This is a genomic window from Neobacillus niacini, assembly GCF_019749295.1.
GTDB lineage: Bacteria > Bacillota > Bacilli > Bacillales > Cytobacillaceae > Neobacillus > Neobacillus niacini_D.
In genome coordinates this window covers 122,409-145,260 of the sequence record NZ_JACWFG010000011.1, presented here as the reverse complement: position 1 = coordinate 145,260, position 22,852 = coordinate 122,409, and the positions used below count along the sequence as shown (strand labels likewise).

Genomic DNA, 22,852 nt, shown 5'->3' with positions numbered 1-22,852 from the left:
TAACAATAATGATTATTTGTAGGTTAATTCTAAAGTTAAAACCCTGCCAATTTGTTCTGCTATTCTTCTAAGATTTGAGCGTGTAACCTCTGGTTTCATTGCAAACTTAAGGTCAACTGGACCGTCCACGATGGAAAAGTAAGCGGCTAATCCAGATTCATGCAAGGAAGGATTCCCATCTGATACATCACCTGCGAGTGCGATCACTGGTATTCCATGCTTTCTGCATAATATGGCAATTCCCACAGGGGCTTTTCCCATTGTGGTTTGGCCATCCAGCTTCCCCTCTCCTGTGATCACTAAATCTACTCCCTGAAGCTTATTTTCAAAACGAGCGAGATTAAGGATTAATCCCACTCCTGATTCTAACTCAGCCTGTAAGAACCCTGCAAAAGCCGCACCCAATCCACCTGCTGCTCCTGCACCGGGAAGATTCTGCAAATCTATCCCGAACTGCTTATTTACTATATTCGCAAAGTGTTCAAGTCCTTCATCTAGTTCTTTAACGATATCAGGTGTAGCTCCTTTTTGTGGTCCGTAAATATACGCTGCTCCGTTCATTCCATACAACGGGTTATTAACATCACAAGCAACACGGAACTTTGCACGTTTAACTTGTTCGGAAACATTGCAACCATCTACTCTAGTAATGTTCTTAAGTTCTACACCACCAAGACCAACCCGAGCACCCGCTTTATTATAAAATTGATACCCAAGTGCTTGAAGCATTCCAATTCCAGCATCATTGGTGGCACTTCCTCCAAGACCGATAATAATTTCACTGCAGCCCTTTTTAATTGCTTCCATAATTAACTCGCCAACACCATAAGTGGTGGTAAACAATGGATTACGCTGTATATCAGTTAATAAAGGCAATCCACATGCCTCAGCAATCTCAACCACTGCTGTAGTCTGATCACCTAAAATACCAAATCTTGCGCTTACCGGCTCACCTAGTGGTCCAGTTACATCCGTATCAATGAATCGTCCATTTGTTGAATAAACAAGTGCCTCAACTGTTCCCTCTCCACCATCTGCAACAGGCACCGTCTGAATGTTAAATTTTGAATTAACCTTTAAAAAGCCTACAGCAATAGCCATATTTGCTTCATTTGAGGAAAGACTTCCTTTCAAGGAATCCATCGCTACTAAAATATTCAACCTTACCACCTCATATAGCAACCTTATAAGCTATGTAAAAAACAAGATAACTAGTTGTTCCACAGTTATCTACACGTTTATCTCTATTCAAATAAAGGACTTACTGCTTTTTCATTATGAATACGGTCAATCGCTTCAACAAGGAGCGGGGCAATCGATAATGAAGTAATTTTATTTATCTTTTTTTCTTCTGGCAGCTCAATTGAATTGGTCACGACTAATTCTGTAATCGAAGATGCTTCTATTCTACTAATTGCTGGCCCTGAAAGTACTGGATGAGTACAGCATGCATACACTGCCTTTGCTCCTCTTTCAATTAAAGCATTAGCGGCTAAAGTAATGGTTCCGGCTGTATCAATTAAATCATCTATTATAATCGCATTTTTCCCTTCAATATTCCCAACAATATTCATCACCTCTGCAACATTAGGCTGCGGACGGCGTTTATCAATGAAGGCGATAGGTACATGTAAACGGCTAGCCATTTTTCTCGCTCGTACGACTCCTCCATTATCTGGTGCAACCACAACTACATCTTTCATTCCTTTATTTTCAAAGTACTTTGAAAGTATCGGAACACCTAATAATTGGTCGACCGGTATGTCGAAAAAGCCTTGAATTTGTGGAGCGTGAAGATCCATTGTGATAACTCTATTTGCTCCGGCTGTTTCCAAAAGGTTTGCAACTAGTTTTGCTGTGATCGGTTCACGAGAACGAGCTTTACGGTCTTGTCTTGCATATCCATAATACGGAATAACCACATTGATGGTTCTAGCCGATGCCCTCTTCAATGCATCGATCATGATGAGAAGCTCCATAATATACTCATTTCCAGGCTGTGAAGTGGACTGCACCAAATATACCTCACTTCCACGGACACTTTCTTCTATATTAATTTGAATTTCTCCATCGCTAAAACGAGATACGGAACACTTCCCTAACTCACATCCTAAAAGCTGTGCCATCTCTGTAGCTAACTTCCGATTTGAATTTAACGTAAACATTTTAAATCTATTAGTTAGTTGATAAGCCACCGCAAAGCCCTCCATGCTGTTTTCGAATTTTGAAAGCCTTTCTAATCTCATTATTTTATTACAACTGGTGAAATCGGTTCGTTACCATTTAACACATTTACCAAATTATCCGCAGCTAAATGTGCCATTGCCAATCTTGTTTTAACACTTGCACTTCCGATATGGGGCAAGGTAACAACATTCGGTAATGAAAGTAAGGGATGATCAATCGGTACAGGTTCTTGTTCAAAAACATCAAGTCCTGCAGCCCAAATCTGTCCATCCTTCAACGCATGATACAAAGCTTCCTCATCGACAATTCCGCCTCTAGCAGAATTGATTAAGATAGCATTTTTCTTCATGAGGGATAATGCTTGCTTTCCAATAAGGTGATGTACCTCTGTACTATAAGGAAGAAGGATACAGATAAAATCGGATTGCTGTAACAAATCCTTTAGTTCTGCGTATTGAATCTCTAACTCTTTTTCTTTGTCAAGCTTACGAGTCCGATTATAGTAGAGAACATTCATATCAAATCCTTTTGCTCGTTTGACAAGTGCCTCTCCAATTCTGCCTAATCCAATAATTCCTATGGTACTTCCATGAATATCTTGACCCGTTAACTGCATTGGGGACCACGCCCCCCATTTACCGCTCCGTAAAAAATCAGATGCTTCCACAACTCTTCTTGCTGCAGCCATTAAAAGAGTGAACGTTAAATCTGCAGTAGTTTCATTGAGAACTCCTGGAGTGTTGGTAACAATGATACCCCTCATGGATGCTGCTTGAATATCAATATTGTTATATCCAACTGCTAGATTATTAATGACTTTTAAATTCGGTGCATGTTCTAAAACCTCTTCATCAATCGTATCAGTTAATAGACAAAAAAGACCGTCCACATCTTCTATTTCCTTCAATAGGACATCCTTTGGAACAGGGATATATTCCTCCTCCCACATTCTCACATCAAACTGACTTAAAAGTATATCCAAGATTTCGTATGGCAGCTTTCTAGTTATATAAACCCTCTTTTTCAAGTATTCACCACTACCTTTCTAGCTTTTCCTGGCACTTAAAGCAAAGAATTGTTTTAAAGACGGATATAGCTCTTTATATACCTGATATAATTCATCATAAATGCCAAGTTGCTCAACCTCAGGTTCTACCGAAAACAGTGTGTGGTTACTTATTTCTTTTGCAGCACTTTCTAGTGAAGAAAAATAACCAACCGCTGTGCCTGCCATAATACACGCTCCTAATACTCCGGTTTCGCAAATGTCCTTAATATGAATATTCTTGTTTAGAACATTCGCCTTGATTTGTGCCCATTCCTTGTTTTTAGCTCCGCCACCTATGGAAGGAAACCTTTCAAGTTCAAGTTGATATTTCGTCTCAATAATTTCGTGGATTTGCCGTAGACCAAATGAGCAGCCTTCTAAAATGGCACGAAACATATCAGCTTTGCATGTGTTCAAATGAATTCCTGCGAAGACACCTCTTGCATCAGGATCCCAAATAGGCGATCGTTCACCTTGCATATAAGGTAGGAAAAATACACCGTTAGCACCCGCTGCTGATTGTTTATATAAATCTGCAAAAATAGCTTTAGAGTGACCTTCCGGCTTCAAAAACTCCTCGTAAAACCATTGAATAGAAGCACCAGGAAATGACATAGCCCCATGGGATAACCAGCGGTTTTTAATAATATGGCATCGATTCAAAAATCGCTTATCTAAAATATTGGGCTGATTGGTACAAACCGTTAATACGTTAGATGTACCAACAGATTCAAACATTTCATTTTCCACAATTCCCAAAGCCAAAGTAGAGCATGCTGTATCCGCAGCGCCAGCTACGACGGGAATACCTTTGGAAGAAAGCTCAGGCATCAACAAATCACCAATAATCGAACTAGGATCAACGACATCTGGAAGTTTATCGCTATTTATACCCACCTTTTCATAAATGTCTGAAGACCAATGATAATTCTCTATATCATACATTCCAGAGAAGGAGCTTTGAGTCCAATCCATCACAAAGCATCCAGTCAGTTTATGCAAAATAAACGTCGATAGATTTCCCCACTTATACGTTTTCTCATATAAATCAGGATGGTTATTCTTAAACCACAAATGTGTTGTAATCGTATACATTCCTTGTTCTAATCGATTCTTCGTTACCAAGTCTAGTAGGTCTTCTCCAACTACATGCTTAATCCATTCTGCTTCTGCTTTACTTCTTTGGTCTAAATACATAATTCCTTGGTATAGAGGCACACCCTTTTCATTTAAAAACACCGAACAATTACAAAAGGTTGAAAGGGAAATTGCATCCACAGAGCCTGCTGCTTCTACTTGATACCATACTTTCGAAAGCATCGTTTTTGTCTTACACCAAATTTCCTCGAGGTCGATTTCTACCCAGCCCTTTTGGGGGTAAAGAAGGGAGTATGGTTGATACTCGAGGTATCCCAATACTCCTTCTTTATTCATGGCACCGACTTTTATCCCACTTGTTCCAATATCAATCCCGATTACATGAGACATGATTTACCACCTATTTTTATTATACGTTTGCTGGTTGATTGATTAATTCGTTATAAAGCTCTAGTGTTTCATGCACAGTTCCTTTATTATGAATAATATTTTTAAACGCTTTGACAACTGCTGTAGGATTCTGATTATTCCATACTATTCTACCAAATGTTATTCCTGTTCCACCAGCATCGATTACATCATAAACCATTTGGAAATAGTCTTCGATATTATTTCCGTTGTCTCCGCCCGCAACGACAACCTTACCTGGGGTTGAGGAAACAACCTTATGGAACGTTTCTGGATTTCCAGTATATTTCGTTTTGACAATATCTACTCCAAGTTCTGCTCCAGCACGAACTGCATAAGCAACATGTCTCCAATCATTCTTCTCATTCTCAGGAATTTGATTTCCTCTAGGATAAATATGAGCAATCATTGGCAGTCCATTTGCTGCCGCCTGACCCGCAATTATCCCAAGATTACGAAGCTGTTCCGGCTGATCATCACCACCAACGATACATCCCATTGATACGGCATCAGCTCCTAGACGGACTGCTTCATCAACCTCTGTAACCCATGCATCATAGTTAGGCTGCCATGGCGAGAAGGTTGAGCATTTTAAGATAAAGCCCGCTTTACCAGCATGTGGACGGAAGCACAAATCAGCAATCCCTTTATGCATGGTAATGGCATCAGGCCCTCCTGCCACAATCTCACTTACTTTACGTTCGATTGGCATTAATTCTTCAAAAATCCCCCGTGCCATTGCCTGGTCTACCGCAACAGCTAATAACTTCCCAGATTCCTGATTTAATAGACGACTCATGCGAATTTCTTTACCTAAAAATGCCATAATAAAACACTCCAATTCATATTTTTTATAGTTTTATAGTGTAATAACTGACTTCATACCATTGCCATTGCGGACATCCAATATCGCTTGCTCGATATCATCTAGTGTATAACCGGTTGTGGTTAAAACATCAGTATTTATTTGGCCAGAAGCAATCAGAGAGAGCGCCTTGTGGTAATCGGCTCTAGTTAAAGCCGAAGTCCCATTAACATTCACTTCATTGTAATGAATGATATTTGGGTCAACTTCAGATAATACCCCTTTTGTAAACCCTGCAAATAAGTTTAAGGTACCGCCTTTTTTCAGTAGATTTATACTTGAATTGACTAAGAACGGAACTCCAATCGCCATTATCGCAACGTCTGCTCCAAGCCCATCTGATTCACTTAACACGATATCGTGTAGTGATTCATTATTAGGGTTTACAGCAAGATTGGCACCTGCAAGAAGTGCTTTATCACGACGATGTTCAATTGGTTCACTTAAAATAACAGACTTTGCACCAGCGATTTTCGCTAACTGAACATGCATTAAACCAATAGGACCGCCACCAATAATGACTACAACGTCTCCCATTTTGACATTCGCCTTCCTTTGGCCATTGAGACAGCAAGCAAGCGGTTCGGTTACAACTGCTTGTTCAAACGAGATATGATCAGGAATTTTCACAAGATTACCCGATTCCACAGCAGCACCAGGAATTTTCACATATTCTGCAAAACCACCATCAAACTCATATCCAATAGCTGTACGGTTTGCACAAACATTTTCCCTTCCATTCAGGCAGTAATAGCATTTTCTACAGGGAATAACCGGCATAACCCCTACTCGATCACCAACGAAAAAATCTTTCACATTTTCGCCAACTTCTTCAATCGTGCCTACAAGCTCATGACCAATAATTGATGGTGTTCGAACGCCCTTTGTCTTTTTCCCTTCAAAAATACGGACATCTGTGCCACAAACAGCACTTGCATTAACCCGGAGTAGCACCTCAGCCCCGTTAATGACTGGTTTCTGCACCTCTTCGAGTCTTAATTCATTTGGTCCATGAAAAACTGCTGCTTTCATTACACCTCACTCCATTTCCTTTATAATTATATTATACGTCGTGGTGGTAATTTCCTTCATACTTTATTAAAAAAAATAGAAGAATTTTTTCCTACCTCTATTTTTATAAATCAAACCAACCAATTGGGATGGTGATAATCTGTGGAAAAAAGACGAATGCTAAAAGGATAGCAAAGGTAACAGCTAACCATGGTAATGTAGCTTTACTTAGTTCCTCAATTTTTAGTCCGGTAATGTTACACGTTGCGTATAAACAAACACCAATTGGAGGTGTAACTAAACCAATAGACAGAAGCACAACAAGGAATATCACAAAGAATACAGGATCAATTCCAACGGTTACAACGGTTGGCATTAAAATCGGTACAAGGATAAAGACTGCGGCTGTTGCATCCATGAACATTCCTACAATAATTAAGAAAACAAACAGCATTAACATGATGACAAGGGGACTATCACTAACCCCTCCGATAAATTGGGCAACTCTTGCTGGCAGGCCATCATATTCAAAAACCCAGCCTGCAGCTTTAGCCGTTACGGCAATGAAAAGTATAGTCCCTGTAAGACTTGCCGTTTTAAAGAAGATATTCGGCAGCTTTTTGAAGGTTAACCCCTTGTAAACAAAAAGTGCAATAAACAACATATACAATACACAAATACCTGCTGCTTCTGTTGGGGTAAAATATCCACTTAATATGCCTAAAAGAAGAATCACTGGCGCAAGTAATGCAGGAAATGCCCGGACAAATTCTCTTCCAAGGGTCTTCCATTCAAATTTCTGTTTAATACCGTAATTATGCTTTTTGCAATAGAAGTAATTGTATATCATATAAACAACAGCAATGATTACTCCTGGTATAAGTCCGCCAACAAGTGCGGCACCAATTGAAACGCCTGCTGTTGATGCAGCTACAATCATTAAAATACTAGGCGGTACTATTGTTGCAAGAACTGATGTAATCAGTGTTACTGCAGCTGCATAGCTTAATGGGTAGTTATTACGTGTCATTGCATTTGTCGTTAAACGCCCCGTACTAGCTATATCAGCTACGGATGATCCAGCCATGCCCGCAAAGATCAGACTGGCTAGGATATTAACCTGACCAAGTCCACCTGTCATCCAACCGACAATGCTCTTAGAAAAGTCAAAAATCCTCTCGGCTATCCCGCCTTCATCCATGATCATACCTGCTAATATGAACAAAGGGACAGCGACCATAAGAAAGCTATTCATTGAACTGTACATCGACTGAATTACGATACTGATAGGTACATCCGTGAAAATAAGTATAGTCCCGACAACTGCTATACCAAGGGATGTAGCAATAGGAATGCCGATAAACATTAATATGAAAAACAAGATTAATAGAAAGATAGACATTTTATTGCTTCACCTCCTCTTCAAGTAGTGATCGGTCATATAGGAATGATTGGATAGTATTTACTATCCCTGTTACCGCTGAAAAAGGAATGCAGAGCCCTATTAACCACATCGGTAATAATAAAACAGAGCTTTTTTCATTGGTACTAAATTGCTGTGACATTAACTCAATTCCTAAGACGAACATGAATAGAAAGAATCCAATCGTTGCAATCATATAAATCCATATTGATCCTTTTTGAATGAATCGTGGAAAATACTTTAAAAGCAGCGTAACTCTTGCAGATTCTGCTTTTCGAAACCCAATTCCGATTCCTAAATATATCAACCAAATAAAGATAAACCGAGTTAACTCTTCTGTCCATGGCGCAGGATGCCCTATTAATCTACCAATTATTTGCCACATGACAACTACAAAAATTGCAGCAGAGGACAAGGATGCTAATGTATCGGTTATCTTATTAAAGACCAGGAAAAAGCTTTTTACTATACTCTTCTCACCCTTCACCATCGCATTGCTCCTTTAGTTCATTGTGCGGCGGACATTGCTCAAACAATGGCCACCGCCTTACTTTCGGTTATTTATTCACTTTTCCCAACGAACTCTAATAATTTTCCAAAGAATTCATCATTCTTAACTAAGCCCTTAAAGGTTGGATACGCTTTCTTTGAAACCTCCACGAATTGCTCTTGCTGTTCTTTCGTTAACTCATTAACCTTAACTCCTTCTTTTTCAAGGAATTCAACAGCGGTTTTTGCTTCCTCAGTATCATAATCTAAAGCCCAGCCTTGAATTTCTTTAGAGGCTTCCGTTAAGATTTTTTGCTGCTCTTCTGATAATTTATCAAACTTCGCTTGGTTGATACCGACTACCCAGCCATCAGCCATATGGTTTGACAACGTTAGATATTTTTGTACTTCATATATTTTCGCAGATGTTACAACACCAATTGGGTTTTCTTGGCCATCAATCGTTTTTAATTGTAAAGCGTTGTAAACTTCTGCAAAGTCCATCGGAGTGGTTACCGCCCCTGACCCTTTAAAAAACTCAACCCACAATGGATTATTAGGTACACGTAATTTTACTCCTTCTAAATCTTCCGGTTTTGTGATCGGATTCTTTGAGTTAGTAATTTGTCTGAAATCACGAGTCCAGTAACCTAATCCTTGAATGTCCAGTTCAGAAACGGAACTTAAAAGCTCTCCGCCAAGGTCGCTATTTAAGAATGAAACGAATTGATCTTTGTCATCAAATAAGTAAGGGATACTAATTGCACTAAATTCAGGTATAAAGTTTGCATATAGTGAGGTTGATAATACAAGCATATCTAGGCTTCCTGCCCCTAATTGTTTAACGGCAGCAGATGGGTCGCCGCCATAAAGAGTTCCATTTGGATGTACCTTTATTTCGATAGAACCATTACTTTTTTCCGCTACAACCTTTGCAAATTCTTTTGCAGCTACAGATACCGAAGCTTCATCAGGATCTGGTGTAGATAGTGTAAATGTTACCTTCTTGCCAGAGCTCGATTTTTCTTCACCGCTCGTTGTACTGCTGCAAGCTGATACTGCCAGTAAGAGAACCATTGCCAAAACCACTGATAAAAACTTTTTCAATTGTTTTTCCCCCTTATTTTCGACTGTATTTTGATAGCGCTTTCTCTTTGGTTTATAAAAAAAGAATATTCGCTATCCGTTCAATTTTCTGAAAATTCATTCTGTAAAACTATCATATCACAGGGTGGTAATTTCCTTCAAGAATATTTTAAAAAAAATGAATATTATTTTCACATATGATAGTTAAAGGGGGAAATAATTGTTGCAACTTACCTTTACATCTTTTTATCGATGGTTGATTTACGCGTTTTTTGCAAATTATTATAAAACATTTCATACTGTTGATTTGCGACTGCAGCCACTAAAACATCTATAATGGTTAACTGAGCAATCCTTGAAGAAATAGCATCCGTTCTAAACAAAGTTTCATTTGAAGCAGTTTGCAAAACAATATCCGAAATATTCGTGATTGGGGATTTGGATGAATTCGTTATACAAATTAAAGTTGCGCCTGCCTCTTTAGCTAATTTCATAGCAGATAATACCTCTGTATTTGAACCTGTATGTGATATGCCTATAACTACATCTTGTGCTGTAAGGACACTTGCTGACATTGCTTGCAGCACAGAATCATTATATGCAAACGATTTAACCCCTAATTTTAGTAGTTTATGTTGGGCATCAAAAGCAACGGTTCCCGATCCGCCTGTTCCATAAAACTCGATTAATCTAGCTTTAGATATGGCTGAGACAGCCTTCTGAAGTTCTTCGTCACTGCATACTTCTATTGAATCATATAAAGCTTGTATATTTGATTGAAAAACCTTCTTCTTTATTACAACAACGTCGTCACCTTTTTCAATCACTTCATGAATCTGTTTCTCAGGTGCAATTACCTCTTTGGCAAGATGGATCTTTAGATCCTGAAACCCTTTATACCCAAGCCGCTTACATAAACGAACGACGGAAGATTCACTTGTTTCACTTCTTTCAGCCACTTCTGTAATGGATAGATGAATAATCTCTTCTTGATTTTGTTCGATGAACTCAACAATCTTTTTTTCTGAATCCCGAAGCTTTGACATCGCTGCACTAGTTCTTGTAAAAAAACCTGGATTCGTATTAATGTTTAAATCACTCAACTGTAATCCCCCTCTACTTAAAAATTTACTAGTATATTTAACTATTTTATAATAACTATTCATGATTTATCTACTAATATTTTTATAAAAATTAGCACGATTAGAAGAAAATAACAGCAATTATAATTTCAGTTTTGTGTGATGACGCTGGATTGAAACCAGATTTAAAAATCCCCATTTTTTAGTGTTGGCACTAATAAATGGGGATTTTTTTGTATTAATATTAAAAAATTAAAAATCTAAGGGGAGTCTTCTTTTAACTCCCCCTACCGTTTTAAAGACCTCGATGAACTAAATCTTTGATCTCTTACCCTTTTAATTGTTTCGTACTCTTGATACTTGGTATTCTTCTTTTTAGAATATAGTGCATTTATTGATGCTCTAATACTGGAACAATGCCCACAATAGGTACATGTACCATCCTCGAACAGTCTTAAAGCCATACATTCAGGACATTTATGAATATCCATCGAACTCCCCCCACTATACCATTGTTAATTAATAAATAATATGTAGGGGGAAGGTTATATATATTTCATTCCTAAATTGTTTAGGTATTTATTTGGGGGATTGAAAGTGATATGATTGAAAAAATGCCAGGCACCTTCCTATTAATAACCATAGGGGTGCCGGGCACTTAGTTTATCTGATTTGTACTTTAATTCCCTGTTAATTGAGCTTCCTTCACCTTAAGGTCGAAACGGTCTGCATTCATTACCTTAACCCAGGCTGCAATAAAGTCGCGTACAAACTTCTCTTTGTTATCATCTTGAGCATACACTTCTGCTAGCGAACGCAAAACAGAGTTTGAACCAAACACGAGGTCAACTCTTGTAGCTGTACGCACGACCTTCCCTGTTTTTCGGTCACGTCCTACATATACATTTCCTTCTACTGGTTTCCACTCTACTCCCATGTCAAGTAAGTTAACAAAGAAGTCGTTTGTGAGTGTTCCTACCCTTTCAGTGAATACACCGTGTTCAGTGCCGCCGTGATTTGTACCTAGTACACGCATACCTCCAATAAGGACAGTCATTTCAGGTGCAGTTAGGTTTAGAAGCTGTGCCTTGTCAACTAAGAGCTCCTCTGGACTTACACGATATTGCTTCTTCTGATAGTTGCGGAAACCATCTGCAATAGGTTCTAGGACAGCAAAGCCTTCAACATCCGTTTGCTCTTCTGTTGCATCACCGCGTCCAAGAGCAAAAGGAACTCTCACATCAAAGCCAGCTTCATGAGCTGCTTTTTCAATCGCCGCATTCCCCCCTAATACAATCAAATCAGCAAGGCTGACACGCTTATCAAATTTACTTTGAATCTCTTCTAGGACATTCAGCACTTTGGCAAGTTGTTCCGGCTGATTCACTTCCCAATCCTTTTGTGGGGATAGACGGATGCGGGCACCATTCGCGCCGCCGCGCATATCTGAACCACGGAAAGTACTTGCGGAAGCCCAAGCAGTAGTGACTAACTCGCTGATGGTAAGTCCTGAGTTTAGGATTTTAGCTTTAAGATCTTGTACTTCAGAATCTGTCAATTCATAATTAACAGTTGGTATAGGATCTTGCCAGATAAGATCTTCCTTAGGAACCTCAGGTCCTAAATATCTTGCTTTTGGCCCCATGTCGCGGTGCAGAAGCTTGAACCATGCACGGGCAAACACATCAGCAAATTCTTCTGGATTCTGATGGAAACGACGGGATATTTTTTCGTATTCAGGATCGTAACGTAATGCCATATCGGCGGTGGTCATCATCGTTGGAACTTTAATGGATGGATCTTCTGCATCCGGTGCAAGATCCTTTTGATCCGGATTCACCGCAAGCCACTGAAAGGCCCCAGCAGGACTCTTTGTTAACCACCATTGATATCCAAATAATAAATCAAAGTAACCATTGTCCCACTGAGTTGGATTAGCCGTCCAAGCACCTTCAATACCGCTGGTGATGGTGTCATGACCCTTCCCGCTGCCGTGAGTGCTTAACCAGCCTAAGCCCATTGCTTCAATTGGAGCTGCTTCTGGCTCTGGACCAACATGTGCAGCATCTCCTGCTCCATGTGCCTTACCAAACGTATGACCGCCTGCAATTAATGCTACCGTTTCTTCATCGTTCATTCCCATCCGGGCAAAGGTTTCGCGAATATCACGAGCACTAGCTACCGGATCAGGGTTACCATTTGGACCTTCTGGATTTACATAAATAAGACCCATTTGTACTGCAGCAAGTGGATTTTCAAGCTCACGATCACCTGTGTACCGTTTGTCTCCCAGCCACTCGGCTTCCGTTCCCCAGTAGATGTCTTCTTCAGGATGCCAAATATCAGGGCGTCCTGCCCCAAAGCCAAACGTCTTACCCCCCATGGATTCGATCGCAACATTACCAGCTAAGAGGAGCAAGTCAGCCCATGAAATCTTATTTCCATACTTTTGCTTAACCGGCCACAGCAATCTGCGTGCTTTATCGAGGTTGCCGTTGTCTGGCCAGCTGTTTAGTGGTGCAAACCGTTGTGCACCCGTACCACCACCGCCACGGCCATCACCTATCCGATATGTACCTGCAGCATGCCAAGACATACGGATGAAAAATGGACCATAATGTCCATAGTCAGCAGGCCACCAATCCTGACTGGTTGTCATCAGGTCGCGAAGGTCCTGTTTAAGAGCATAGTAGTCTAATTTCTTAAATTCCTCTGCGTAATCAAAATCCTCTCCCATAGGGTTAGACTTCTTATCATGCTGATGGAGAATGTTCAAGTTTAACTGGTTTGGCCACCAGTCACGGTTTGATGTACCACTAGATGTGTTACTAGTAGCACCTCCGTGACCAAACGGGCATCCTCCAGCAGCATTGTTATTTTTGTCCATAAATTTGTCCCCTTTCTGAAAAATTAATAATTATTCTTCTAGTGGTGAGACATAAAACAGGATGTCTATAATTATTCTATTTCTATTCTACTAAGCTATTACTGAAACTTGTGAAGTTAATGATAATTATCACAAAGTTTTAACATTTAGGAGCTGTTTTAATGCAGTCTTCTCCAATACATTAAAATTAGACTGTGTTAATTGGTCTGTTGATTTGCGCTCCAGGCACTTCGCTTTCCGCAGGAGTTGCGGCGAGCCTCCTCGGCGCTTGCGCCTGTGGGGTCTCACCTGCTCCGTACTCCTGCAGAGTCTTCGTGCCTTCCGCGCAAATCAACAGAGTGCTAAAATCAACATTTAGCTTTAACACAGCCAGAAATTAAAAAGCTGACTCGATATTGATACAAGTCAGCTTTCGTTTGAATTATTAATATAAATTTCAGGTTCCAAAGGATACAGATCCATAAACGACTGCGGCTGCTTTTCTCGGTACTCCTTTGGTGTACAAGTTTTTATCTTTACAAAATTACGATTAAATGAACGTATGCTTTCATATCCGCATAGATGAGCAATTTCAGTAATATTTTTCTCAGTATAGATTAATAGATGGCATGCATAGTTAACCCTAGTTTCATTTAGAAAATCCACAAAAGACATACTAATATGAGTATTAAAATACTTCGATAAATAATTATAACTGTAACCTAGTGTACCAGCGATACTTTTCAAAGAAATCGATTCTGTAAAATGGTTCTGAACATGCGTTAACAACTTATGAAGCAGCTCTGGATCTTGTTTGTCGCCTTTAATTAAGCTGGTTTGTCCCATTAGCTCCGCTAATAATAAATAGAGACAGGCCTTTTGTTCTAGGAGATTTGAGTTTTCTTTGAAAAGTGTTCTAGAAATTAGTGTATTTGCTTCATTAGAAAGGTTGAAAACTGGATTTTCAAGTGAACTATTTTCTATCATCCTTTGAAATGTTGGAACATAGTCTGGCGAAAAAATACAAATGTTGGCGCGAGAATGTGATTTTGTACTAAACGAGTGAATTTCATAAGGCAATATGAGTAAGAATTGTCCAGTTTTTAACTGGTAACTTTTTTGCCTAATAATGACTTCCATTTCCCCATCTACGAGGAATAATAATTCAAAACCACGATGGAGATGGCTTGGGAAGTTTAAATTTAAGGTATGATAGTTTGATATTAAATCAAAATGGTGTGCTTCATATATTAACATGATAAGACCATCCTCAGTAAAGAGTGAATTTTGTCTAGGATTATATAAGTTTTTACTTGTTGTGTCAAACCTATCAATGATAGATTTATCGATATAAGAGTGATTTCATGACATAAAAAAGGAGATTGGCAATGGAAAAACTTAGAATTGGAATGGTCGGCTATAAATTTATGGGAAAAGCACACAGTCATGCTTACCGAGATCTTCCACTCTTCTTCCCAAATACTGTTCATCCTGAGATGAAGGTTATTTGCGGACGTGACCTAAAAGGTGTGAGCACAGCAGCCAGGCAATTTGGCTGGGAGGAATACACCAGTGACTGGAAAAGCCTCCTGGAAAGAGATGACATTGATTTAATCGATATTAATGCACCTAGTGATGTACATAAAGAAATAACCATTGCTGCTGCTCAAGCGGGCAAACATGTTTTTTGCGAAAAACCGTTAGCGCTTACATTAAAAGATTCCCGAGAAATGCTTGAGGTTGTCGAGGCTGCAGGGGTCAAACATATGGTTGGATTTAACTATCGCTTCGCACCTGCAGTTATGCTCGCTAAAAAGCTTATTGACGAAGGAAGGCTCGGCGATATCTATCATTTCCGTGCATGGTTTTTACAGGATTGGCTCGTGGATCCAAACTTCCCGCTAGCCTGGAGACTTCAGAAAGAAATTGCAGGTTCAGGCTCTCACGGAGACCTCGGAGCTCATTTAATCGATTTATCTCACTACCTAATCGGCGATATTACCGAAGTAATTGGTATGAACGAAACGTTTATTAAAGAACGGCCACTTCCTTCTCAGATGACAGGTTTATCAGCAAAAGGCAGTGATAGTAATGAAAAAGGTGAAGTGACAGTGGATGACGCTACCCTATTTCTAGCTCGGTTTGCTAACGGAGCTTTAGGAAGCTTTGAAGCAACTCGCTTTGCGGCTGGCCACCGTTCTACCAATTCATTTGAGATTAATGGCAGTAAAGGCAGTGTTATCTTTGATTTTGAACGGATGAATGAACTGCAAGTTTATTTCGTTGATGATCAAGAAGATGTCCAAGGCTTCCGCCGCGTCTTAGCAACAGACCCTGCTCACGCTTACGCAGAAAACTGGTGGCCGCCAGGACATACGATTGGTTATGAACATACGTTTATTCATGAAATGGTTGAACTTATGGAATCTTTCCGGGAAAATCGACTCCCTGTTCCGAACTTTCGTGATGGTGTAAAGTGCCAGGAAGTATTAGAAGCGGTTGATTTATCGATTGAAAAACGCCAATGGATTCGTATTTCTGACGTATAAAAAATAATAAAGGGAGTGCTTTTATCATGAAAAAGAGTGCATTGATTGTTTGGGGCGGATGGGATGGCCATCAGCCGGAACAAGTAGCTGAAATCTTTAAAGGGATCCTTGAGGAGGAAAACTTCCAAGTAGAAGTATCTAATTCACTCGATTCTTATGATGACAAAGAAAAGTTAAAATCTTTGGATTTAATCGTTCCCCACTGGACGATGGGTGAAATTGAAAAAAAATATGTCTTAAATATATCCGAAGCAGTCGCCGCTGGTACAGGATTAGCTGGATGCCATGGTGGAATGTGCGATTCTTTTCGAAATAATGTGGACTGGCAGTTTATGACAGGCGGAAATTGGGTGGCACATCCAGGAAATGATGGTGTGGAATATACAGTCAACATCAAACATTCCTCCAGTCCCCTATTAGAGGGTCTCTCTGATTTTAAAGTGGCTAGTGAGCAATATTATCTACATTACGATCCAGCTGTTGAAGTATTAGCTACCACTCGCTTCCCGGTTGTTGACGGACCTCATGCTGCGAATAAAGCTGTTGATATGCCTGTAGTTTGGACGAAACGCTGGGGTCAGGGAAATGTATTTTATAACTCATTAGGCCATCAAGCTAATATCATTGCCCTTCCGGAAGTTTCACTCATTATGCGCCGTGGATTTTTGTGGGCCGCTGAAGGAAAAAAACGAGATGCAGCGCTTAATTATGGAAATGTACGGACCTACACAGGTATGGGAGACAGCCAATAAGTAAAGCGAATTTCGAAGAGCTTATGGAATGTAAAATAAAATAATCGGGAGGATCCTAATGAAAAAACTTAAAATTGGTATCATCGGTTGTGGAAATATTAGTTCTATTTATATGGAAAACTGTCCGAAGTTCCCGCAACTCGAGCTTGTTGCCTGTGCCGATTTAGATGTGGAGCGTGCCCAATCTCAAGCTGAAAAGTTCGGTGTCCCCAAGGCTTGTTCCGTAGAAGAGTTACTGGCTGACCCAGCGATTGAACTTGTCATTAATCTAACCATACCTAAAGCACATGCCTCTGTTTGCATTCAAGCACTTGAGGCAGGAAAGCATGTTTATACAGAAAAACCACTTGCTGTGACACGCGAGGAAGGAAGACAAATTTTAGAAACCGCAAAGAAACATAATCTTCTTGTTGGCAGTGCACCTGACACCTTCTTAGGTGCTGGTATACAAACCGCAATCAATCTAATCGAACAAGGTGAAATTGGAGTTCCGATTGGTGCATCCGCATTCATGATTTGCCGCGGGCACGAACATTGGCATCCAGACCCTGCCTTTTATTATGATAATGGCGGCGGACCTATGTTTGATATGGGTCCTTATTACTTAACGGCCTTAGTGGCCCTTTTAGGACCAATCAAACGAATTTCTGGTTCTACTCGTATCAGTTATCAAGAAAGAACGGTGCTTAGTACACCAAAAGCAGGTACTAAAATCGAAGTATCCACCCCTACACATATCTCAGGTGTAATCGATTTTGCATCGGGTGTAATTGGAAGTATTACTACAAGCTTTGATGCCTTTGGCGGTACATCGCTGCCCCCTATTGAAATTTATGGCAGTGAAGGAACTTTACTAGTCCCTGATCCCAATACGTTCGGTGGTCCTGTAAAAATAAGGAAACGTGACGAAAATGAGTTTAAAGAGGTTCCTCTTCCGTATGGATATTCCCAAAACAATAGAGGGCTTGGCGTTGCAGATATGGCTAAAGCCATCCTTGAAGGTGGGAAATATCGAGCAAATAGCGAATTAGCGTATCACGTTTTAGAAGCGATGCATGGCTTCCATGATTCCTCAGATAGTGGTAAACATTATTTAATGGAAAGTACCTGTGAGCGTCCTGAATCTGTATCTTTGGAATTACAGGCTTAAGTCATTCGCTAGAATTGTATACTTTCAAAGTAAAGGGCTCCCATATACTTGGAGAGCCCTTTTACTATGAACAGACAGATTGGTATATTAATACTATAAGTATTGTTCCGTTACTATTCGTTTTTTGCAGTTCCAGGGAACGATTCAGCCATTATTGTTACCTCGACTTCGTGTTTTCGATGTTCTAGGGAACGATTCTCCAGGTATCGTTCCCTTGTCACTCTATTATCAAGGATCAAGGGAACAATTCATAACAATATTTCTATGGTGTATTTAATGTGCAGCTATTCCATTACCTAGCGGTTAATGAGAGTTCAAGCTGTTCTTGTCATGAGATGAAACAGTTCTTCCGCTACCGGTATATAATCCATATTTAGCTCCTTAGGTAAATTGTCAATAAAATGGGCACCCAGTTATATTATCTTAAATGGCCGGGTGCCTGTTCACTTCGTATTCGTAGATTTTAATTCCTCTGCAACAAATGCCATGTCTTGTAAAAACATGTTCCATAAGTTAGGTCTGCGTCTTACGGCTAGTGGATGGTAAGCAACAGTTGTCTGAAAACCATTCACATCGTGCCAAGTACCTCGTAAGTTCTTAACTTCAGCTTCAGAGTCATGAAAGAAGGATTGGACTGCTACATTTCCTAAACATAAAATAAGCTTCGGCTTTTTATGGTGGATTTGTTGTTCTAAATGAATCATACAAGTTTGGCGCGTCTGATCCTTTTCATAAGCCCGGACTGGTCTTCTTTTTAGAATGAAAGTCACGTAGAGGTCGTCCATTTTTAATCCAACTTCGCTTGCAGCTTGTTGTAAAGTTTGTCGAGTTCCGCAGACCATTGGATTTCCTTCACGGTCTTCTCTGGCTCCCGGGTTATCCAGTATAACCATAATAGGAGCATCTGGATTACCTTCTCCCCAGACCATACGAGTTCCGTGTTTATATAGGCCGCATTCACGACAATCTTGATAGGCTTCAGGGGTTGGTTCCTCTGGCCATAATTCCGAGCAAAAAGCAGACATAGCATCCATCTCCTGGTACTAGTTTTTCATTTTGTTATTCTTTCCAATAATCAATCACGTACTCAACTTGATTTTTGGCTACGATATTTACTGCGTAATAAACGATGTTTTTATATCTCATTTCTCGTATAGGATTTTTTGTGACATTGTGCATATCTCTAATAATTGCAATATCTGGCAGGGTAAATGCCACTAAAATAATTGCCTTACTGTCATTAATCCCCCATGTACCCTTCGTACCTAAAACAAGGGGTAAGGGGTTAGCACGATTCTGTAGATAATTATACACCCACTCTTGTTCGCTTAGATTCTTTTTATCCAAGCACAGTCCTCCCCTTTTATTGTTTCATAAGCGGTTCATTGAGGTACATAAAAAACAGCCAATATAATTGGCTGCTTCTCCCTTAACGATCAAGTCCCTTTTTATTCTTACTGACATTATCATTTGGTGAATCACCGGTACCATTTTTACTCTTACTATTAACTGTTCCATAAATTTGATTATCCGCAGTTACCTTTGCACCTGTTTTGAAATTATCCTTCGTATTCATTGTGTCATCTCCTTTAGTAAATCATATTTATTATCTATAGAGGGTTAAAGAAATATACCGAATTGGGGTAAGTTAATAATGGAGGTTATGCAAATGATTATTTACCATGGTTCTATAAGAAATTTTCAAAATTTCAATGAAGAAACCGTCGTTCAAAACTTAAGTCACGATATCAATACGATTGGATTTTGGTTCACTTCAGATATCAGAACAGCCAAACCGTTTGCGATTGGTTCAGAGACGGTGATTGAAAAATCTAAGAGCGAGTTCTGGGAGAATGGTGAACCAAAGGTTATTCAATATGAAAGGCCCATTAGCGGGTTTATTTATAAGGTATATATAGATGAACCAAATTTAAAAATTTACGAATCTAATACAGAGGAATCATTTGATTTGTTTATGAGGGAACGAGACGTATATTGTGATTATTTAGGTGCCAAAAAGAAAAATGTTACCTGGAAAGATGGTGCAATTCTTCTAAATAAAGAAGAAGCCAATACAGAGTTTCGAAGGAGCCTAATAAAGCAGGGATACGAAGGCTTATCAATTCGCCAAGCAATGATCCATAATATGAGGACAAATTTGTATTGCATTTTTTCGGAGAAATCTCTGCTTATTACAAATGTCGTTTCATTAGAGGCATAAACAACTGACAAAAAAATGTTCAGGAGATGATCCCCCTGAACAACATAATAAATTTTTTCATTCCTTAAGTCTTGGTTTGGCAGGATCACAATTCGGCGGTTCAATGTTTGCCGATTCTGCTAATTTCATTAAGTAGTAACATTCTTCCCGATACATATGATCCGCCATTAACGGTGCAAAAGTGCCCAACGCTTGGTTACTTAGTTCTAATTCTTCTATTTCCGTTAGAAAATTTTGGAATAACTTAATTTCTAATTGGGCATCATTCGTCATTTTTTCCAGGGCGGGAAAGTTCGTCAAATTGGTTCTTAAAAATCCTGCCAGTTCTACTGCTTTTAGATAAAAACCTTCAAAGTCCTTCATAAATGCCTTACTTTTCTCTCTTAATTTCTTTTCTACACCATCTAAATTGGAATAGATAGCATTTGAGTGACCTGCTGCGTCTAATAACCAAAGCAGATGATGATGAAGTTCGTGGTAAACAGGCGGGACTTTCCCCTCCTTTAAGTATTTTAAAATCCTTACATATTCCTCTAATTCATTTACCATGTGATTAATAAATGTTGGTGTAAGATGTATCTTAATTTTTCCGACCAGATGTTGTTTTATTAGATCTAATTTGAAAGCCCGCAGCTTCATTACCTCTGGTTCTACTTGTGCTGCTAGTTCCCGTGGCGGCGCGGATTTTGCACGTTCAAGAAGTGTATCAAATATGTTAATAAAATTTTGTGCCTGCTCAATCTCTGACTTTTGAATGGGAGCAAGAGCTTCAAAAATAAACCGGGAATGATCACCTAATATCTGAAGCCAAAAACGGTGTTCAAATCTGGCCGACCTTTCAACAACATCATTCATGTCCATTCCTCCTAGGAAAAAATACCACACTAATTTGATATTTATTCTCCTCAGGCATGTCTTATGAACATCGGGTCTGGCGTATACCCCAGTTTACTGGCGCATACCCCAGTTTACTGGCGCATAACTCAGTTTACTCTCGCATAAGCTCTCTTTACTCTCGCATAAGCTCTCTTTACTCTCGCATAAGCTCTCTTTACTCTCGCATAAGCTCAGTTTACTCTCACATAAGCTCACTTACTCTCGCATAAGCTCACTTTACTCTCACATAGCTATCCTTATTTACACGTCCTAGCAGTGCTTCAACAAACTTTTCGCAACGCTGCAAATCCTCCTTTTGTGGCCGAAGTTCAACTTTCAAGGTCGCTGCTAAATTTGTGTGCACGTACAGCATGTCCCGAAACTGATCAACCGCTCCGCAAAACATCGGATAACAAGTATCGCCTGTTCCAAATACAGCAGTAGCCATGTCTTTTCTCCTAATCGATTCAAATCCTCTATAGATCGGCAACATTTCCTTTGGGATGTCACCCTTTCCCCACGTGTACGTTCCGATAGCTAGTGCGTCAAAATGACATAAATCCGATACAGAAAACTCCTCTATACTAAAAATAGACACCTTGACTGCCTTCGAACAAAAAATTCGATAAATCACATGTGCCAATTCTTTCGTGTTTCCTGTTACGGATCCGTAAACAATGGCCACGGATAAATTAGAGTTCATCAAATCCATTTGATTGTGAGACCTTCGAATAGGTTCTAGATTTTTGTTCAAAGAAATCTGACTTGGTCTCATTCATCATTTCATCTCCAAATACTTGAATCCACGGCATTGGATTGGTTCTTTCTTCATAAAGATTTTTCAAGCCAAGCTGCCTCAAACGTTTATTGGCTAAATATTCAACATAGCCTTCAAATTCAGCTATATTGATTCCTTTGATTTCGGCTAATATATAATGAGCCCACTCTTTTTCTAGTTCAACCGCTTCATTAATGGTTTGGTAAATATAGCGGGTATTTTCATCTGTATGAAGCTCAGGAATTTCTGTTATAAGGATTCGAATGAATTGGGCTATAAAATAGGCATGCTGCATCTCATCCCGCTGGATATAACTAATCATTGTACTAGTTTTCAGCATTTTTTGCTGACGTGCTAAATGATAGAAAAAGGCAAACCCAGCGTAGAAATAAATTCCCTCTAGATTAATGGAGTTTACAGATAACTTAAATAACGATTGTGGCGTTGGATGCTGTCTAAATTCCTCATAGGCATCTAATATCAATTGATTTCGTTTTTGGACAATGTGATCACTTTTCGCCTGATTAAATCGTTCGTTTTGATCGCCAACGGGTATAAGCGAGCTTAATATATAAGAATAGGATTCATTATGAACCGCTTCTTGTTGTGAAATAACAGCAAAAATCGCTTTAAAACTAGAATCACTTACATAATCCATGACTTGGCTCATGGTTGGAGTCTGTAAACTATCAAGGGAAGCAAGCTGTGTATTTATCCGCAAAAATACATCCTTTTCGTGATTACTAAGGAAATCCCATTGTTTTATATCATCTTGCATATTAATTTCCTGGGGCTTCCAAAAATTTGATAATAGAGTCTGATATAAGTCGTACATTTTTGGATAGGCAATATCATTCCAATTTAGAATTCCAGACGATCTCCCATTAATGATTCCTGTGGATTTGTTTGGAAACTCAGGATTTAATAATTTTATCTTGGTTAATAGTGCATGAATCATAATAA

General features: G+C 39.4%; 22 protein-coding genes. 4 read left to right on the top strand and 18 right to left on the bottom strand.

What is annotated here, in order from left to right; all coding sequences use genetic code 11:
- Positions 1–12: 12 nt before the first annotated feature.
- The 12 genes from H0184_RS14595 to H0184_RS14540 all read right to left on the bottom strand — a co-directional run bounded on the left by H0184_RS14595 (position 13) and on the right by H0184_RS14540 (position 14,820).
- Positions 13–1,161, bottom strand: a complete 1,149-nt coding sequence (locus H0184_RS14595; protein WP_221826559.1) for a glycerate kinase family protein — start codon at positions 1,159–1,161, stop codon at positions 13–15.
- Positions 1,162–1,244: 83 nt separating this feature from the next.
- Entirely contained in the window at positions 1,245–2,210 is a 966-nt protein-coding gene (locus H0184_RS14590; protein ID WP_221827171.1) for a ribose-phosphate diphosphokinase, read from the bottom strand.
- Positions 2,211–2,245: 35 nt separating this feature from the next.
- Positions 2,246–3,214, bottom strand: coding sequence for a 2-hydroxyacid dehydrogenase (locus H0184_RS14585; protein ID WP_221826557.1), 969 nt, complete (start codon positions 3,212–3,214; stop codon positions 2,246–2,248).
- An 18-nt stretch (positions 3,215–3,232) separates the two neighbouring features.
- Complete coding sequence (locus H0184_RS14580; protein ID WP_221826555.1) at positions 3,233–4,723, bottom strand: xylulokinase; 1,491 nt, start codon at positions 4,721–4,723, stop codon at positions 3,233–3,235.
- A 19-nt stretch (positions 4,724–4,742) separates the two neighbouring features.
- On the bottom strand, positions 4,743–5,567 hold the full coding sequence (locus H0184_RS14575; protein WP_221826554.1) for a class I fructose-bisphosphate aldolase: 825 nt from the start codon (positions 5,565–5,567) through the stop codon (positions 4,743–4,745).
- A 33-nt stretch (positions 5,568–5,600) separates the two neighbouring features.
- Positions 5,601–6,638 (bottom strand): zinc-dependent dehydrogenase, encoded by a 1,038-nt coding sequence (locus tag H0184_RS14570; RefSeq protein ID WP_221826548.1) that lies wholly within the window; start codon positions 6,636–6,638, stop codon positions 5,601–5,603.
- A gap of 103 nt (positions 6,639–6,741) precedes the next feature.
- Positions 6,742–8,019 (bottom strand): TRAP transporter large permease, encoded by a 1,278-nt coding sequence (locus H0184_RS14565; protein WP_221826541.1) that lies wholly within the window; start codon positions 8,017–8,019, stop codon positions 6,742–6,744.
- 1 nt (position 8,020) lies between these two features.
- Positions 8,021–8,530 carry a TRAP transporter small permease gene (locus tag H0184_RS14560; RefSeq protein WP_221826540.1) on the bottom strand — a complete coding sequence of 170 codons (510 nt, stop codon included), beginning with the start codon at positions 8,528–8,530 and terminating at the stop codon, positions 8,021–8,023.
- Between the two features lie 71 nt (positions 8,531–8,601).
- Positions 8,602–9,636: a DctP family TRAP transporter solute-binding subunit gene (locus tag H0184_RS14555; protein ID WP_221826532.1), complete on the bottom strand. Its 1,035-nt coding sequence runs from the start codon at positions 9,634–9,636 to the stop codon at positions 8,602–8,604.
- A gap of 215 nt (positions 9,637–9,851) precedes the next feature.
- Entirely contained in the window at positions 9,852–10,718 is an 867-nt protein-coding gene (locus H0184_RS14550) for a MurR/RpiR family transcriptional regulator (protein ID WP_221826530.1), read from the bottom strand.
- A gap of 658 nt (positions 10,719–11,376) precedes the next feature.
- Positions 11,377–13,584: a catalase/peroxidase HPI gene (katG, locus tag H0184_RS14545; RefSeq protein ID WP_221826528.1), complete on the bottom strand. Its 2,208-nt coding sequence runs from the start codon at positions 13,582–13,584 to the stop codon at positions 11,377–11,379.
- 405 nt (positions 13,585–13,989) lie between these two features.
- Complete coding sequence (locus H0184_RS14540) at positions 13,990–14,820, bottom strand: helix-turn-helix domain-containing protein (RefSeq protein ID WP_221826521.1); 831 nt, start codon at positions 14,818–14,820, stop codon at positions 13,990–13,992.
- Positions 14,821–14,951: 131 nt separating this feature from the next.
- Here H0184_RS14540 and H0184_RS14535 point away from each other — a divergent pair, with 131 nt between their 5' ends.
- Genes H0184_RS14535 through H0184_RS14525 form a run of 3 tightly spaced genes read left to right on the top strand, consistent with a single transcriptional unit; the run spans position 14,952 to position 18,014 of the window.
- The gene (locus H0184_RS14535; RefSeq protein WP_221826519.1) at positions 14,952–16,112 is read left to right on the top strand and encodes a Gfo/Idh/MocA family protein; all 1,161 of its coding nucleotides are present in this window, start codon (positions 14,952–14,954) and stop codon (positions 16,110–16,112) included.
- Between the two features lie 26 nt (positions 16,113–16,138).
- The gene (locus H0184_RS14530; protein ID WP_221826513.1) at positions 16,139–16,864 is read left to right on the top strand and encodes a ThuA domain-containing protein; all 726 of its coding nucleotides are present in this window, start codon (positions 16,139–16,141) and stop codon (positions 16,862–16,864) included.
- Positions 16,865–16,922: 58 nt separating this feature from the next.
- Positions 16,923–18,014 carry a Gfo/Idh/MocA family protein gene (locus tag H0184_RS14525; protein ID WP_221826511.1) on the top strand — a complete coding sequence of 364 codons (1,092 nt, stop codon included), beginning with the start codon at positions 16,923–16,925 and terminating at the stop codon, positions 18,012–18,014.
- Between the two features lie 443 nt (positions 18,015–18,457).
- Here H0184_RS14525 and H0184_RS14520 read toward each other — a convergent pair whose 3' ends face one another.
- The 3 genes from H0184_RS14520 to H0184_RS14510 form a co-directional block, all read right to left on the bottom strand.
- Entirely contained in the window at positions 18,458–19,039 is a 582-nt protein-coding gene (locus H0184_RS14520; RefSeq protein ID WP_221826509.1) for a uracil-DNA glycosylase, read from the bottom strand.
- Positions 19,040–19,073: 34 nt separating this feature from the next.
- On the bottom strand, positions 19,074–19,361 hold the full coding sequence (locus tag H0184_RS14515) for a hypothetical protein (protein WP_221826507.1): 288 nt from the start codon (positions 19,359–19,361) through the stop codon (positions 19,074–19,076).
- A gap of 82 nt (positions 19,362–19,443) precedes the next feature.
- Positions 19,444–19,590 carry a hypothetical protein gene (locus H0184_RS14510; protein ID WP_221826505.1) on the bottom strand — a complete coding sequence of 49 codons (147 nt, stop codon included), beginning with the start codon at positions 19,588–19,590 and terminating at the stop codon, positions 19,444–19,446.
- 93 nt (positions 19,591–19,683) lie between these two features.
- On the opposite strand from H0184_RS14510, the gene H0184_RS14505 reads away from it, so the two are divergent.
- The gene (locus tag H0184_RS14505) at positions 19,684–20,235 is read left to right on the top strand and encodes a hypothetical protein (RefSeq protein WP_221826504.1); all 552 of its coding nucleotides are present in this window, start codon (positions 19,684–19,686) and stop codon (positions 20,233–20,235) included.
- 57 nt (positions 20,236–20,292) lie between these two features.
- Here H0184_RS14505 and H0184_RS14500 read toward each other — a convergent pair whose 3' ends face one another.
- From H0184_RS14500 to H0184_RS14490, 3 genes are all read right to left on the bottom strand, one after another.
- Positions 20,293–21,090, bottom strand: coding sequence for a DUF2935 domain-containing protein (locus H0184_RS14500; protein WP_221826502.1), 798 nt, complete (start codon positions 21,088–21,090; stop codon positions 20,293–20,295).
- A 253-nt stretch (positions 21,091–21,343) separates the two neighbouring features.
- A complete protein-coding gene (locus H0184_RS14495; RefSeq protein ID WP_260631581.1) occupies positions 21,344–21,823 on the bottom strand; it encodes a flavodoxin domain-containing protein in 480 nt (159 codons plus the stop codon).
- Positions 21,804–22,847, bottom strand: coding sequence for a ribonucleotide-diphosphate reductase subunit beta (locus H0184_RS14490; RefSeq protein ID WP_260631580.1), 1,044 nt, complete (start codon positions 22,845–22,847; stop codon positions 21,804–21,806). The genes H0184_RS14495 and H0184_RS14490 overlap by 20 nt, the downstream gene beginning before the upstream one ends.
- Between the last annotated feature and the right edge of the window lie 5 nt (positions 22,848–22,852).

Bases quoted from the DNA above. Each gene is read 5' to 3' on its own strand.
- H0184_RS14590 (WP_221827171.1), bottom strand. From the start codon at position 2,210: ATGGAGGGCTTTGCGGTGGCTTATCAACTAACTAATAGATTTAAAATG.
- H0184_RS14580 (WP_221826555.1), bottom strand. From the start codon at position 4,723: ATGTCTCATGTAATCGGGATTGATATTGGAACAAGTGGGATAAAAGTC.
- H0184_RS14575 (WP_221826554.1), bottom strand. From the start codon at position 5,567: ATGGCATTTTTAGGTAAAGAAATTCGCATGAGTCGTCTATTAAATCAG.
- H0184_RS14570 (WP_221826548.1), bottom strand. From the start codon at position 6,638: ATGAAAGCAGCAGTTTTTCATGGACCAAATGAATTAAGACTCGAAGAG.
- H0184_RS14565 (WP_221826541.1), bottom strand. From the start codon at position 8,019: ATGTCTATCTTTCTATTAATCTTGTTTTTCATATTAATGTTTATCGGC.
- H0184_RS14560 (WP_221826540.1), bottom strand. From the start codon at position 8,530: ATGGTGAAGGGTGAGAAGAGTATAGTAAAAAGCTTTTTCCTGGTCTTT.
- katG (WP_221826528.1), bottom strand. From the start codon at position 13,584: ATGGACAAAAATAACAATGCTGCTGGAGGATGCCCGTTTGGTCACGGA.
- H0184_RS14540 (WP_221826521.1), bottom strand. From the start codon at position 14,820: ATGTTAATATATGAAGCACACCATTTTGATTTAATATCAAACTATCAT.
- H0184_RS14535 (WP_221826519.1), top strand. From the start codon at position 14,952: ATGGAAAAACTTAGAATTGGAATGGTCGGCTATAAATTTATGGGAAAA.
- H0184_RS14530 (WP_221826513.1), top strand. From the start codon at position 16,139: ATGAAAAAGAGTGCATTGATTGTTTGGGGCGGATGGGATGGCCATCAG.
- H0184_RS14525 (WP_221826511.1), top strand. From the start codon at position 16,923: ATGAAAAAACTTAAAATTGGTATCATCGGTTGTGGAAATATTAGTTCT.
- H0184_RS14520 (WP_221826509.1), bottom strand. From the start codon at position 19,039: ATGTCTGCTTTTTGCTCGGAATTATGGCCAGAGGAACCAACCCCTGAA.
- H0184_RS14510 (WP_221826505.1), bottom strand. From the start codon at position 19,590: ATGAATACGAAGGATAATTTCAAAACAGGTGCAAAGGTAACTGCGGAT.
- H0184_RS14505 (WP_221826504.1), top strand. From the start codon at position 19,684: ATGATTATTTACCATGGTTCTATAAGAAATTTTCAAAATTTCAATGAA.
- H0184_RS14500 (WP_221826502.1), bottom strand. From the start codon at position 21,090: ATGAATGATGTTGTTGAAAGGTCGGCCAGATTTGAACACCGTTTTTGG.
- H0184_RS14495 (WP_260631581.1), bottom strand. From the start codon at position 21,823: ATGGATTTGATGAACTCTAATTTATCCGTGGCCATTGTTTACGGATCC.
- H0184_RS14490 (WP_260631580.1), bottom strand. From the start codon at position 22,847: ATGATTCATGCACTATTAACCAAGATAAAATTATTAAATCCTGAGTTT.